10 protein-coding genes are annotated in these 13,865 nt (G+C 70.7%); 3 read left to right on the plus strand and 7 right to left on the minus strand.

What is annotated here, in order from left to right:
* The first annotated feature begins 166 nt into the window (after window positions 1-166).
* The 3 genes from C8N38_RS11120 (at window position 167) to C8N38_RS11130 (ending at window position 5,407) form a co-directional block, all read left to right on the plus strand.
* Window positions 167-862 carry a pirin family protein gene (locus tag C8N38_RS11120; RefSeq protein WP_108027251.1) on the plus strand — a complete coding sequence of 232 codons (696 nt, stop codon included), beginning with the start codon at window positions 167-169 and terminating at the stop codon, window positions 860-862.
* A gap of 148 nt (window positions 863-1,010) precedes the next feature.
* A complete protein-coding gene (locus tag C8N38_RS11125) occupies window positions 1,011-3,818 on the plus strand; it encodes a methyl-accepting chemotaxis protein (RefSeq protein ID WP_108027252.1) in 2,808 nt (935 codons plus the stop codon).
* Complete coding sequence (locus tag C8N38_RS11130; protein ID WP_108027253.1) at window positions 3,815-5,407, plus strand: chemotaxis protein CheW; 1,593 nt, start codon at window positions 3,815-3,817, stop codon at window positions 5,405-5,407. Before C8N38_RS11125 ends, C8N38_RS11130 begins: the two co-directional genes overlap by 4 nt.
* Before the next feature lie 24 nt (window positions 5,408-5,431).
* Here the strand turns inward: C8N38_RS11130 and C8N38_RS11135 are convergent, their stop codons facing one another.
* The 7 genes from C8N38_RS11135 to C8N38_RS11160 form a co-directional block, all read right to left on the minus strand.
* Entirely contained in the window at window positions 5,432-8,509 is a 3,078-nt protein-coding gene (locus C8N38_RS11135) for an AAA family ATPase (protein ID WP_108027254.1), read from the minus strand.
* Window positions 8,506-9,648, minus strand: coding sequence for an exonuclease SbcCD subunit D (locus tag C8N38_RS11140; RefSeq protein WP_108027255.1), 1,143 nt, complete (start codon window positions 9,646-9,648; stop codon window positions 8,506-8,508). Before C8N38_RS11140 ends, C8N38_RS11135 begins: the two co-directional genes overlap by 4 nt.
* A gap of 72 nt (window positions 9,649-9,720) precedes the next feature.
* Complete coding sequence (locus C8N38_RS21400) at window positions 9,721-9,897, minus strand: hypothetical protein (RefSeq protein WP_158272341.1); 177 nt, start codon at window positions 9,895-9,897, stop codon at window positions 9,721-9,723.
* Between the two features lie 81 nt (window positions 9,898-9,978).
* On the minus strand, window positions 9,979-10,896 hold the full coding sequence (locus C8N38_RS11145) for a CehA/McbA family metallohydrolase (RefSeq protein ID WP_108027256.1): 918 nt from the start codon (window positions 10,894-10,896) through the stop codon (window positions 9,979-9,981).
* Window positions 10,893-11,696, minus strand: coding sequence for an ABC transporter permease (locus C8N38_RS11150; RefSeq protein WP_108027257.1), 804 nt, complete (start codon window positions 11,694-11,696; stop codon window positions 10,893-10,895). Before C8N38_RS11150 ends, C8N38_RS11145 begins: the two co-directional genes overlap by 4 nt.
* Entirely contained in the window at window positions 11,693-12,742 is a 1,050-nt protein-coding gene (locus tag C8N38_RS11155) for an ABC transporter permease (RefSeq protein WP_108027258.1), read from the minus strand. The genes C8N38_RS11150 and C8N38_RS11155 overlap by 4 nt, the downstream gene beginning before the upstream one ends.
* Complete coding sequence (locus C8N38_RS11160; protein ID WP_425440039.1) at window positions 12,729-13,832, minus strand: ABC transporter ATP-binding protein; 1,104 nt, start codon at window positions 13,830-13,832, stop codon at window positions 12,729-12,731. The genes C8N38_RS11155 and C8N38_RS11160 overlap by 14 nt, the downstream gene beginning before the upstream one ends.
* Window positions 13,833-13,865: the final 33 nt, after the last annotated feature.

Consider the following 13,865-nt stretch of genomic DNA (forward strand, 5'->3'; position numbering starts at 1 on the left):
GGCGCAGGCCGCCCGCCCATGAGCCCCGGGATCCGTGACCCGTTTGGCCGCTGTCCCCGAAGACCTGTAGCCGCCCGCACCGGTTCCTGGCGCGCCCGGCCCCCTGCCACCGGTCCCGCGCCCCGTCGGCCGGTCCCTGACCATCCGTACAGAAAGGAGCCCCCAGATGCCGATCCTGATCCACGACAACATGAGCCGCGGCCGCACCCGGACCGGCTGGCTCGACGCCTTTCACAGCTTTTCCTTCGGCGGGTTCCGCGACCCGGCCCGGATGGGCTTCGGTCGGCTCCGCGTGTTGAACGAGGACCGGATCATCCCCGGCGCGGGTTTCCCCACCCATGACCACGCCGATATCGACATCTTGACGTTGGTGCTGTCGGGCCGGGTCCGCCATGCCGACAGCCTTGGCAACAGCTTCGAGATCGGACCGGGCGAGCTTCAGCTGATGCGCGCGGGCCGGGGCGTCACGCATTCTGAATCGAACCCCTCGCCCGACGATCCGGTCCATCTGCTGCAGATCTGGCTGATCCCCGACCGGACCGGCGGCACGCCCTCGTACCGGCGCATCTCCCTGCCCGAGACCGGGGCCGAGCCGGTGCTGGTGGCTGCGGGCCGCGATGGCGGGGCGCCGCTTGAGCTTGGGTCCGACAGCCGGGTGCTGTACGCCCGGCCGACGGCAGGGACCGGGACCCTGATCGCGGTCGAGCCGGGCCGCAAGGTCTTCGTGCAGCTGGTCGAGGGGCTCGCCGCCATCGACGGAGAAAGACTCGTGGCCGGCGACGGGCTGCAGCTTGAGGACACGCCGCCGCCGCTGACATGGCGGACCGACGGCGCGCTCCTGATCTTCGACATGGCCCCTTGAAAGGGGCAGGTCCGGGCCGCGCCTCTCTGGACGGCCCGAGATCCCACGGAATTTCGGAAACCTCGTCTTAAGTGTCGCAAGCTAAGACGGTCGCCGACAGCACCGCGGCAGAAACGCCGCGAGCGCCTCGCACCGCGAAGGACCGGAAATGACCTCGAACGCCGAAGCCGCGCAAGACGCCCCAGATTTCGCCACCGCCCTGTCCCAGGCTCTTGGCGCACAGATCCTCAACGATGCCTATGTGCTGAGCTTCGACATGGAGACGCGGTGCCTAGTCGCGGCCAGCGACGCCACGGTGTTCCTGCTGGACCTGTCCGAGGACGCGCTGGAGGTGAACGATTTCGCCAGCCTCGTCGCCGTCCCCGGTCAGACCTCGGACGATCTCTGGGACCGCGCCGTCGCCGGGACCGATCCGGTCTGGTCCGGCCGCTTCATCGGCAGCCGTTCGGGAAGCGCACATGCGATGCAGATGCGCAGCGTCGTCGTGGTCTGCGCCGATGGCAGCCTCCGGCTCTCGGTCATCGGCCATCCCACGCCCGAGGCGGCGGCGGACCCGGCCGGGCGCTGGTCGCCGCTCGAGGCCGCGGTCGGCCTCATTGCCTTCGATGCCGGCGGCACCGTGATCGAGGTCAACGACCGCGCCGCGGCGATTCTGGGCCAGACCGGCGCGGCGCTGGCCGGGCGGCCGCATCGCGACCTCTGGCCCGACGCCGCAACGGGCGCCCCCGGCTATGACGGCTTCTGGGCCCAGCTGCGCCAGGGCCAGATCGTCGAGGGGCGGTATCCGCATCGCACCGGAGCCGGCGGCACCGTCTGGCTGCGCTCGGCCTATGTGCCGGTCCGCGCTGCCGACGGGTCGATCGACAGGGTGCTGCAATGCCTGCTGGACGTCGATGCCGATGCCCGGACCGCCCGAGCCGAACGCGAAATCGCGATGCTGTGCCAAACCGGTCTCGCCACCGCGCGCTACGATGCCGAGGGACATCTGAAACAGGCCTCGGCCCCGATGTGCGCGCTGCTGGGCCAGGAGGCCGAAGATCTTGTCGGCAAGCCTATGCGCCGTCTGGTCTCGAATGGCTTCTCACGCGGCAAGCCCTTTGCCGAAGCCTGGGCCGCGCTCGGCCGGGGCGAGCGCGTGGCGCTCGACATCCCGCGCCCCGTCCGCGGCCAGGACACGGTCTGGACGCGGTCGCAGCTGCTGCCCCTGACCGATTCCGAGGGTGGATTCGCCGGAGCCTTCGAGATCGCAGTCGACATCACCCATGAAAAGCAGGATCTCGACCGGCTCGGCGCCCGTCAGGCTGCCCTCGACAGCCGCGTCGCCATCGCCGAATTTCGGCCCGACGGCAGGCTGATCGACGCCAGCAGCGGGTTCTGCAAGCTGCTGGGGATTGCGGCCTCCGATCTCGAATCGCGCAGCCACAAAAGCTTTGTGCCGTCCGACTGTGCCGACTCGCGCCGCCATGACGAATTCTGGGACCGTATCGTTCGCGGCGAGCCGGTTTCCGGCACCTTCCGGCGGCACGGTTCCGATGGACGCACGGTCTGGCTGTCATCCTGCTACTTGCCGCTGACCGACGCCGACGACGGCGAGGTGCAATCGGTGCTCTTCATCGGCCATGACGTGACCGACGCCCGCCAGGCCGAAGCAGAGGCCGAGGGAAAGCTGCACGCGCTCGACCGCGCGATGATGGTCGTCGAATACGACCTGACCGGCCGCATCCTTGCCGCCAACGGCACCTTGCTCGACACGTTGGGCCACCGGATCGAGGATATCCGCGGCCGTGGCCTTGGCCTTTTCCTCGACCAGGACCGCGTGAAGGACGGCGCGGACAGCCGGTTCTGGGAGGATCTGCGCGAACGCGACGGGTTCACGGGCGAGGTTCTCTGGGTCGATGCCGACGGGCGCGAGGTCTGGCTGCAGACCGTTTTCCATACCGTGGCCGACCCCGACGGGCGCCCCGGGAGAGTGATCCAGATCGCCGTCGACATCACCGCGGCGAAACGCCGGATGCTTGATCTCGAGGGCAGATGGCAGGCCGCCCTGAACCATCAGGCGGTGGTCGAATTCGATCCCGAGGGCAAGATCCTTCAGGCCAACGAAGGGTTCCTGCGGCTCGTCGGTCATTCGCTGCGCGAGGTGGCGGGCCAGTCGCACAGCTCGTTCTGCACAGGCGACTATATCCGTTCGCCCGCCTATACAGATTTCTGGATGGCGCTGCGCAAGGGCGAGCCTCAATCGGGCCGCTATCACCATATCGCGCGCTTCGACCGCGACCTCTTCCTGCTGGCCAATTACACACCGCTGAAGAACTGCCGGGGCGAGGTCGAGCGGATAGTCATGTGCGGCTACGACATCTCGGCCCAGGTCGCGCTGGAAACCGCGACCGCCGCCCAGGCCCGCGCCTTCGCCGACGAGATCGAAAGCCTGCGCAAGGTCAACGACACCCTGCGCGGCGATGCCGACCTGCTGACTCGCACCAACGAAAGGCTGCAGGACAGTGCCCAGAACGGCGACCGTCTGCTGGACAGCGCCCTGACCGAGATGCGCACCGCCCGCGAGGCCGCCGACAAGGTCACCGGCATCGTCGATCTGGTGGGCGACATCGCGGTCCAGACGAACCTGCTGGCCTTCAACGCAGCCATCGAGGCGGCGCGGGCCGGCGAACATGGGGCGGGGTTCTCGATCGTGGCCGACGAGGTGCGCAAGCTCGCCGAACGCAATGGCGAAGCTGCGCGCGAGATTTCCCGGCATATCGAACGCGCCAATGAAAGTATCCTGCGCTCGGCCGCCGGTACCGAACAGACGCTGGAACGGATCCGCGCCATCGGCAGCATGGCCGAAGAGGCCATCGGCGGGCTGACGCAGATGGTGGCTCATGCGGGGGCGGGAGAATCCGCCGCCGCCTCCCTGTCGCGCCTGGCCGGAGACCTCGGCCGGGCCACCGCAGAATGACCGAGCCCGCGCCCGTCACTGACAGCGCTCCCGACCGCGAGGCGACCTATGCACTGATGGAGGTGGGCGGCGGGGTGATCGGCATCGACATCGCGCATCTGTCCGAGGTCTATCCGATCGACGCGCTCTCGCCGCTTCTGGTGGCGCATCCGGCGCTGATGGGCGCGATCCGCCTGCGCGGCCACATCATTCCGCTGGTCGATCCGCGGGCGGTCTCGGGGATCGGCCCGGTCGGCGGCCAGCCCGGTATTGCCGCGATCCTCACCCAGGCCGACCGCGTCGTCGCGCTGGCGGTGAACGCGATTACGGGCCTCGCACGGCTCCGCGGCGGCGACGTGCAGCGGCTTGCCTCGGGCGATGCCAACGCGCCCTTCTTCGTGGGCGGCTTCTTTCACGGCGGCAAGCTGGTGAATGTGGTCGACCCGGCGGCGATCTTTTCTCTGACTGGCCTGCCCACCGCGACCCGGTTCCGCCGCGACGAACGCGACCGCGACGCGACCGGCGAAGGGCGTGCCTATCTGACCTTCCGGGCGGGGGGCGCCACCTTCGCCGCCCCGGCGGTCGAGGTGCATCGCACGCTTCCGCGCCAGGAGGTCGAACGCAACGCGCTGACCGGCGGCGACTGCCTCGGATCGGTCACCGTGAATGGCCTGCGCATCCCGGTGCTCGACGCCCCCGGCATTCTCGGGCTCGGCGCCGCGCGCGAACGGCCCAATCCGGAAATCGTCGTTTTCGGCTTCTCGGGCGACCGCCTGATCGGTCTCGCGGTCGATGTCATCAGCAATATCGCGAGCTTCCGGCAGAAAGACCTGCAGGCCGCGCCTGCGCTTCTGGGCAGCGGCGCGGGCAGCGTCGCCGCCGTCGCCGTCGCCTCCGACGGGGCCCAGACCTACGTGGTCAGGGTCGAGCGTCTGCGCGAGATGAAAGGGCTGCAGGCCATTGCCGAGATGTCGGCGCCGGTGGCGCCGCAGGCCGTCCGGACAGCCTCGTCCGCCGCCGGCCCGGCCGCCGGCGCGGAGCCCTCGGACCAGTCCGCCCCGCCCGAGGGCGAGGCAAAGACCGCGACCGTGGACGCAACCGGGATCGCGGCCGAAATCCTTCCGGAAACCGACGCGCCCCCCTCCCCCGACGCGCTGGTCCGGGACCGGCGCCGCTATCTGATCTTCCAGGCCGGAACCGCCCATGCCGCCCCGATCGAGTCGGTCGCGCGCATCATCGAGCCGCCCGCCGCGATCACGCCGATCGCCCATCCGTTCCCCGGGGTCCTCGGGTTCTTTTCGGTCGACGGGGCGACGACGACCCTGGTTTGCCTGTCGCGCTTTCTGGGCGCGGGCGCGCCGCGCAAGGGACAGCACCAAAGGGTGTTGCTGGTCGGATCGGGCGACCGCCGGATCGGCTTTCTGGTCCCCTCTGTCGAGGGGATCGAGGCCGCGACCTGGCGCGCGCTCAACACCGCCGCGGCGCCGTTCCGCGAACAGATGGTCAGCCTCGGCCGGGGCACCGATCTGCGGGTCCTGCCCTGCCTCGACATCTGCCGGCTGGCCGCCGACATCGCCGAGAGGTTCCACGACCACAACGTCTATGCCTGACCCGCACGCTCCCGGTGGGGTCGATCAGACCGGCCCGCGCGTCTCGATCCGGCTGCCGGCGGGGTCCTTGCGCACATAGAACCCGTTCGGGATCGCCTCCTGCACCAGCGGCACATGCGATATCAGCCCGACCGCGCGAGTGCGCCCGACCAGCGCGCCCAGCGCCTGCAGCACCCGGTCGAGCGTTCCGGCACCGTTCTCGGTATCGAGGCTGCCGAAGCCCTCGTCGATGAAGATCGTGTCGAGCCGAACCTTTCCGTTGGCGCTTTCCACCACGTCGGCCAACCCCAGCGCCAGAGCCAACGCCGCGATGAAGGTTTCGCCCCCCGACAACGTGGCGGTCGGCCGTGCCTTGCCGGTGAACAGGTCGAAGACCTGCAGCCCCAGCCCGCGCCGCCCGCGCCCGCCGCCCTCGGTCTCGCGTTCCAGCCGGTAGCGCCCGGCGCTCATCGGCACCAACCGCCGGTTGGCCGCCGTCAGGACCCGGTCGAACATCGCGCCGATGGCGTAGGTCTCGAGGTCGAGCCCCTGCGGATTGCGCCCGTCAAACAGCGCGGCCAGCGACCGAAGCGGCCCCGAGGCGGTCTCTTCGGCCTCGAGCCGCCGCAGCGTGTCGGCCAGATCGTCCCGCAGCGCGGCAAGATGATCGCGGGCATGCCCTGCCCCGGACCGTTGCTCGGTCGCCGCCGACAGCCGCGCCTCGGCGGCCTCCAGTGCCGCGCGCAACGCCTCCAGATCCGGCCGGTCCCGGCCCGCGATCGCCTCGGCCGTGGCGCGGGCCCGTTCTTCTGCGACCGCGAGTGCACGGCCATGGGCCTCGACCGCCGCGCGGTCCTCTTCGAGCCGGGCAATGGCGGGTTTCAGGTCCGCCAGATCCGCCGCCGACAACCCGCTTTCGGCCAGCCGCCCGGCAAAGGCCTGCCGCGCGGCCTCGTGCCGGGCGCGCGCCTCGGCCATCGCGCGCACCGCCGCCTCATGCGCGGCCCGCGCCGCCAACACCGCCTCGCGGCTGTCGGCTGCCGCCTGAACCGCCGAGGCGCGGGCCGCCTCGCGCGCCGCCAATGCCGCCTTCCGCGACCCAAGCGCCGCGGTCAGCGCCGGCTCGCTGCGCAGCGCCTGGGGAACCGGCGCCAGCATCGCCTCGATCCGCGCGGACTCGCGCAGAGCCACCGCCTCGCGCTCGGCGATGGCGTCGCGGCACCGGTCGCGCGCGGTTTCGGCCGCCGCCACCGCCGCATCGAGCCGCGCCAGAAGGCCCTCGGCCACGGCGATTTCGGTCTCGGCCCCAAGCGCGGCAAGCCCTTCATGCGTCGCCCTGATCCGGTCTTTCAGGGTGGCCGCATCGGTCCGGGGCCGGTCGAGCCCCGCCAGCCGGTCCTGCCGGTCGGCCAGCACGCCGCGTTCCGAGGCCAGCGCGCGCTCGGCCTCGCGCAGCACCCGGTCGGCCTCGTCCCAGGCGGCGCGCATGGCCTTCAGCACCGCCTCGGGTCCGGACGGATCGCCTGCCCCGGCAGCGGCGGGCGCCGGATGGTCGGTCGCGCCGCAAACCGGACAAGGTGCGCCGGGCCGCAGACCGGCCGCAAGCTGCATTGCCTGCGCCTGCGCCAGCCGGTTCTCGGCCCCGGTCAGGTCGTCGCGCGCGGCCCGGGCCCGGCGCGCCGCCGCCTCCTGCGCCGCCGCCAGCCGGGCCACGGTCTCGGTCGACTCGGCCACGTTACGCAGCGCCGTCTCGACCGCGCGGGCGGCCTTCATCTCGGCCTCGAGCGCCTGCAGTCGGGCCGACAGCAGCTCGCGATTGGCCGATGTCTGCCGCGCCGCCTGCACCGCCTCGGCCGCCTTGCCGCGTTGCGCCATGCGCTGGGTCAGGGCGCCTTGCGCCGCGACAAGCTCGCCCTGCGCCGCCTCGGCCAGTGCACGCGCCTCCTGCGCTCGTCGCTGCAGGCCGGCCGCCGCGGACAGCGTCTCGGCATGGCGGGCCAGCGTTTCCACCTCGCGGCGGAGCGTCTCGGTCTCGGGCGCCCGGGCGGCTTCGGCCTCGGCCCGGACGGCGGCGCGCTTCGCGGCGGCTTCGGCGGCCTCAAGCCGGGCCTCGGCGGCGTCCCCCCGCGCGGTCGCCGACTGCGTGTCGCGCGCGGCCTCGGCCACCCGCGCCTCGATATCGACCAGAAGCCGCGCGCGGTCAGCGCGGCGGACCTGCTCGGCCAGGGCGGCCATCGCGGGCGCCGCCTCGCGGGCGTCGGCAAGGGCACGTTCGGCCGCTGCAGCAGCCTGAAAATGCGCCTCGGCCTGCTCGGCCGCGGCAAGCCCCGCGCGCGCCGCCGCCGCCTCGCCCAAAGCGGCCGCCTCGGCCGTCCGGGTTGCCGCAAGCCGCGCCTCGGCCTCGGCCAGACCCGCCTCCAGCGCCTCCATCCCGTCGAAGCCCTCGGCCGCGAGCCGCCCGTCGCAAACCGCGCGCGCCTCGCGCAGGGTGCGTTCCAGCATCTCGGCCTCGGCCTTCATCGCCTGCGCCAGCCGCCGGTACAGCGACACGTCGAACAGCTCGCGCAGGATCTCCAGCCGGTCGCGGGTGCGCGCGGCAAGGAAGGTCTCGAACCGGCCCTGGGGCAGCAGCACGATCTGGCGGAACTGCGCGGGCCCATAGCCCAGAAGCCCGGTCACCGCCGCCGCGACCGCGCCCACCTTCTTTTCGGCCAGCACCTTGCCGCGACCCGCAGGCCCGATCCGGTCGAGCGCGAGGCCGGTTGCGTCGAAAAGATAAGCCTCGTGCGGGTCGCGGGTGTCGCCGCTGCCGCGGGCCTTGGGGCGCGCCTGGTCGGGGCGGCGCAAGAGCACATAGCGTTTCTCGCCCAGATCGAAGACGAATTCGACCTCGGTCGGCATGTCGGGATCGGCATGATCGGCCCTCAGCGACGGCGCGTCCTGTTCGGCCCGCGCCGCCTCGCCGAACAGCGCGAAGGTCATCGCGCTGAAGATCGTCGACTTGCCCGATCCGGTCTGGCCGTAGATCCCGAACAGCCCCGCCTCCACGGCGGCACGGAAATCGACCACCTCGCGGCCGGGAAACGGGCCGAAGGCCTGCAGGATCAGGCGAACCGGTCTCATGCCTCCTCCTCGCGGCCACGAAGCCCGTCAAGCGTCGCGAGGATAGCCGCCAGTTCGGCTGCGTCCGGCCCCTCGCCGCGCAGCTGGGTCAGAAAATCGCCGATCACCGCCAGCGGATCGTCAAGCCCGCGCGGCGCCCCGCCCAGCGCCTTGACCTCGGGCGCCTGCATCTCGCGGGCGTAGGCCAGATCGCAGGCATTCGGAAAGACCGCGCGCAGCCGCCGCATTGCGTCGATCACCGGGGCCTCGTCGGTCAGGACCACGCGCAGGAAATCGGTCGACAGGGGCAGTTTCAGAAGATCGGCATGGCGCCCCTCGATCACCCGCACGCCGCGGATCGGCCGGAACGGGATCGGCGCGATGCGGACCTCTCCGACGCCGTCGATCTCGACCAGGCTCATGGATTTCTCTTCGCCCGCCTCGTCGAACCCGAAGGCCAGCGGCGCCCCGGCATAGCGGACCTCGGGGCGGCCCGCCGATTGCGGGCGGTGCAGATGGCCCAGCGCGACGTATTGGGCACCGTCGAAAAGCTCGGCCCCGACCGTCTCGACCCCGCCGATCCGTGCCAGCGGCCGTTCGGCCTCACTGACAGAGGCCCCCGCGACCGTGCCATGGGCTGCGATGACCCAGCGCGCGCCCTCGGGCAGCGCGGCCCGGGCGGCGGCGATCTGGGCGCGCATCACATCCTCGGGCGAGGCGAGGCTTTCGTCGCCGAAGGCCTCGCGCGCGGCATATTCCCAGGCGAAAGGCAGCGCCGAGATCGCGACCGGGCCATGCGCATCCTCAAGGATCAGCGGCGGTTCCTCGGCCGCGACCGTGCCTCGGATCAGCGCCCGCGCGGTGTCGGTCATTACCGACATGGCCTCGATCCGGTCGCCGGAATCGTGATTTCCCGCGATCATCACCACCGCCGCGCCGGTTTCGGCCCGGACCCGGGCGAGGAAGGCGTTGAATTGGCGCACGGCGCTGGCGGGCGGGGCCGCGCGGTCGAAGACGTCGCCCGCGATCACCAGCGCGTCGACCGCGTGCTCGGCCACCGCTGCCGCGATCTGGTCCAGCACGGCAGCATGGTCGGGCTCCAGCGAGATGCCGTTGAACTGTCGGCCAAGATGAAGGTCGGCGGTATGGAGAAGTCGCATGCCGGAAATCCGTTCCGCCAATCGGGACCGAAGTCTAGAAGCAGGGGCGAAGCCCGGTCAAGCGGGTGCGCCTCAGCGCATGAAGCGCGCGGCCTCGATCCAGTCGACCATGGCCATGTCGATCTGGCGCAGGATCTCGGCGGCGCGGTCGGGTTCGTTGCGGTTTTCCAGTGCATCCAGCGCCATATGCAGCGCCCGGTGCATCTGTTGCACCCCGTCGATCGCCTCGCGGCTGGCCACAGGTTTCATGCCCGCTCCTGTCTTGTCTCCGGTCCCGAAGGGCAGAGATGGACCGGAACCCCGGCCCGAGGCAAGACCCAAGCCAAGGGCTCAGCGCCAGATCGGGTTCGACCAGGCCCGCCGCCCCGCCGCGTCGATCACCGTCACCCGCAGCCAGGGCGAAGCCGCGCAGCGCCCCAGCGGCACCCGCGCGCGGGTCATCGCGGCGCCATGGCAGGCCACCGCCGCCGAGCCCCGGCCCTGCACGATCACCGTCGAGACCGCCGAACACGCGACCTCGACCGCGTCCCCGTCCAGCGCGACCCCGCGCAGCTCGGGTCCCTGGGTCGCATAGAACCGCCCGGCCTTCAGCGCGGCCAGCAACGCCTCGGGCGCGTTCTCTTCGGCCTTGACCATGACCCAGCCGCCGAAATGGTCGGGCTCGGTGAAATGCGCGTCGTCGGTCGCGATCAGGCTCAGCCGCCGGCCCTCGGTCAGCAGCAGATCGGCGATGCCGAACCCGTCGGCCCGGTCGCTGCCGACAGCGCAGCCGTGATTGTAGACCTCGACCGCATGGGCGGCCTCGATCCCGCGCGCATCGGCCAGCGTCAGCCCCGACCATTGCGGGTGGGCGATGGCCACGAACGCCCCGGCCGCAGCCGCCCGGGCAGCGATGGCGGCGCCGGTTTCCTGCCCCTCGGCGGGGGCGAAATCGGGCGCATGGCCGGGCGCGAAATCGGCGGGCAGGCCCACGGCCAGGATATGCCACAGCTCGCCATTGGCCATCGCGCCCGAATGCAGCTCGGCCCCCAGAAGCGTGGTGAAGCCCGCGCCCCGGAACGGACGGGTATCGGCCACCGGATAGCCGTAAAGCCCAATGAAATGGTCGGTCAGCGCGATGAAATCGTAGCCCTGCGCGGCATAGCGGCGACAGACCTCGGCCGACGGCAGCACCCCGTCCGACAGGGTGGAATGGGTGTGCAGGTTGCCGCGAAAGAACCGCCCGGGCGCGGTGAAGGCATCGGTCATGTCGCGTGCTCCGCCGCGCGCCGCTCGCGCGCCTTCAGCGCGCCCCAGGCCAGCGCGAAAACGATTGTGGCCAGGATGAACAGGATCCCCAGCGCATTGATCGCGGGCGAGAGCCCGAAGCGCATGCGCGACCCGATCTCGGTCACCAGCGTATGCGCGCCGCCGATGGCGAACATCGTGGTGTTGTAGTTCTCGAAGCTCTGCAGAAAGGCGATGACGGCGGCGGTCAGGATCGTCGGGCGCAGGAACGGCAGGGTGATCCGGCGAAACGCCTGGAAGGGCGTCGCCCCGAGATCGAGCGCGGCCTCTTCCAGCGCGGTGTCCTGGCGCTGCAGCCGGGCCATGAACATCAGCATGGTATAGGAGGCGATGAAGGTGGTCTGGGCGAGGATCGCGGTGAACAGCCCGGCCGAAACCTCGAGCCCGCGCCAGAAGATCACGGTCGAGATCCCGAGGATAATGCCGGGCGTCAGGAGCGGCGAGACCATGGCGGTGTAAAGCACCCCCGCCGCCCGGGTGCCGAGCCGCCCCAGCAAAAGCGCCCCGGCCAACCCCATCGGCAGCGCCAGCGCGATCACCGCGCCCTCGATCAGCACCGAATTGGCCAGGCCCGACCACATCCGGTCGTCCTGCCAGAGCTCGACGAACCAGTGCAGGGTAAATCCCTTCCAGACCGTGACCGAGGGCGGCGAATAGGCGTTGAAGCCCGCCGCCACCATGATCCCGAGCGGCAGGAACATGTAGAGGAAGAAGACCCCCATATAGACCCGCAGAAGAAGGCCGCTGCCGGTCCGCGTCATTTCGCGATGTCCCTCAGCCGGACCTTCAGCAATCGCATCATCAGGAAGACGAAGCCGGTGCAGACCGCCAGCAGGCTGACCGCATAGGCCGCGCCAACGTTCCAGTCCGACGCCTGGAAGAAGCGGTTATAGACAAGCTGGGCGAACCAGGGCGCCGCGGTGCCGCGGGTCATGATATAGGGCACCGAATAGGACCCGGCCGACAGCATGAAGGTCATGATGCAGCCGACCGCGATGCCGGGCCGGGCATGGGGCAGCACGATCCGCCGATGGATCTGCCAGGTCTTCGCGCCCAGGTCGCGCGCCGCCTCGATCTGGTTCGTATCGAGCGTTTCCAGCACGTTATAAAGCGGGAAGACCATGAACAGGATATAGGCATAGACCATCGCCACGAAGACGCCCGACCCGCTTTCCAGAAACGGCACCGGGCCGATCCCCACCAGCCCCAGCGCCGCGTTGAGCGGCCCGCCATAGTTCAGGATCATCTGCCAGGCAAAGACCCTGAGCAGCTCGTTGATGGCATAGGGGATGACGAGCGCCAGCATGATCAGCGCGGCCCGGCGCGGCGGTTCCAGCTTGGCGATGGCGAAGGCGATCGGATAGCAGACCGCGAAGGCGATGGCCGTGACCGCCAGCGAGGCAAGGATCGTCTTGGCGAAGATCCGCAGATGCGCCTGGCCCATCTGCGCATAGTTCGACAGGGTCCAGGTCTTGACCGGCGTGCGTTCGGCGGTTTCGAGATCGGCGATTTCGGCGGCAAGCGCCGCGCGCTCGGCGTCGATCTGCGCAAGCTTCGCCTCGGTCGCGGAAGGCGTGCGGAGCGTCCGCGCCGCCGCGCGATCAAGCATCAGCATGTCCAGCCGGTTGTAAAGCCGGTCGATCTGCACCGACAGCTCGTCCGCGCCCGCCGGGCGGTCCATCTTCCACAGCGACTGCTCGATCATGATGACCTGCGGCGCGGCGATCAGGCCCAGCACCCAGGTCCCGGTCAAAAGCACGATCAGCGCCGCCATCGGCGCGCCAAAGCTGCGCCTAAGCCGCGTCATCGGCGGTCTCGCCTGCGGGCAGGATCACGCCCGCGCTGTCGGCAAAGCCCAGCCGCAGCGGCCCGGCGGGCAGGCCGCCCGCCCCCGAATTGACCCGCTGCACGGTCAGCCGCCCGGCTGCGGTCTCGACGATCAGCGTCGAGAAGGCGCCCTCCATGTCGCGCCGCAGCAGATGGCCATCGATCCCGTTGGCGGCGACCTCGCCCGGGCCCAGCAGATGCAGCCGCTCGGGGCGCAGGAACAGCACCGCCTCGGTGCCCGGGGCCAGCCCGCCCGGGTTCGGCGCCAGAAAGCTGCCGCCCGGGGTCGCGATCCGGGCGCGGTCCCCGGCGACGCTTTCGATCCGGCCGGGCAGGTGGTTCATCTCGCCGACGAAGGTGGCGACGAAGGCGGTGGCAGGGCGGTCATAGACGTCGTCGGCGCTGCCCACCTGCACGATCCGGCCCCGGTTCATCACCGCGACCCGGTCGGACATGGTCAGCGCCTCGCCCTGATCGTGGGTTATGTAGACGAAGGTGATGCCGGTCGCCTCCTGCAGCTGTTTCAGCTCGGCCCGCATGTGCTGGCGCAGCTTCAGATCGAGCGCCGACAGCGGCTCGTCCAGCAACAGCACCGCCGGTTCAACGGCCAGTGCACGGGCGATGGCGACCCGCTGGCGCTGTCCGCCGGAAATTTCTGCCGGCAGCTTGTCGCCCTGCCCGTCCAGCGCCACTATCTCCAGCAACTCGAAGGCACGGGCGCGGCGCCGGGCCGTCTTCCAGCCACGCATCTCAAGCCCGAAGGCCACGTTTTCCCAGACCGTCATCAGCGGGAAAAGCGCGAGGTTCTGAAAGATCAGCGCGGTCGGCCGGTCGGACGGCCCGATCCCCGCCATCGGCCGCCCGCCGATCCGGACCTCGCCCTCGGAGGGGTCGAGAAAGCCCGACAGAAGCCGCAGGATCGTGGTCTTGCCGCAGCCCGACGGCCCGAGGATCGAGAAGAACTCGCCCGCCTCGATGGTCAGGTCGGTGGGATGGACGGCCTGAAAGGTGCCAAAACGCACCGCAGCGCCCGAAAGCGCGATATCCATGCCGCTGGGGGTCGGGATCATGCCGGGTCGGTCCGTATGGAACGGGCGCGGGAG

Source organism: Rhodovulum kholense (assembly GCF_003053725.1).
Lineage (GTDB): Bacteria > Pseudomonadota > Alphaproteobacteria > Rhodobacterales > Rhodobacteraceae > Rhodovulum > Rhodovulum kholense.

Bases quoted from the DNA above. Each gene is read 5' to 3' on its own strand.
- C8N38_RS11120 (WP_108027251.1), top strand. From the start codon at position 167: ATGCCGATCCTGATCCACGACAACATGAGCCGCGGCCGCACCCGGACC.
- C8N38_RS11125 (WP_108027252.1), top strand. From the start codon at position 1,011: ATGACCTCGAACGCCGAAGCCGCGCAAGACGCCCCAGATTTCGCCACC.
- C8N38_RS11130 (WP_108027253.1), top strand. From the start codon at position 3,815: ATGACCGAGCCCGCGCCCGTCACTGACAGCGCTCCCGACCGCGAGGCG.
- C8N38_RS11135 (WP_108027254.1), bottom strand. From the start codon at position 8,509: ATGAGACCGGTTCGCCTGATCCTGCAGGCCTTCGGCCCGTTTCCCGGC.
- C8N38_RS11140 (WP_108027255.1), bottom strand. From the start codon at position 9,648: ATGCGACTTCTCCATACCGCCGACCTTCATCTTGGCCGACAGTTCAAC.
- C8N38_RS21400 (WP_158272341.1), bottom strand. From the start codon at position 9,897: ATGAAACCTGTGGCCAGCCGCGAGGCGATCGACGGGGTGCAACAGATG.
- C8N38_RS11145 (WP_108027256.1), bottom strand. From the start codon at position 10,896: ATGACCGATGCCTTCACCGCGCCCGGGCGGTTCTTTCGCGGCAACCTG.
- C8N38_RS11150 (WP_108027257.1), bottom strand. From the start codon at position 11,696: ATGACGCGGACCGGCAGCGGCCTTCTTCTGCGGGTCTATATGGGGGTC.
- C8N38_RS11155 (WP_108027258.1), bottom strand. From the start codon at position 12,742: ATGACGCGGCTTAGGCGCAGCTTTGGCGCGCCGATGGCGGCGCTGATC.
- C8N38_RS11160 (WP_425440039.1), bottom strand. From the start codon at position 13,832: ATGATCCCGACCCCCAGCGGCATGGATATCGCGCTTTCGGGCGCTGCG.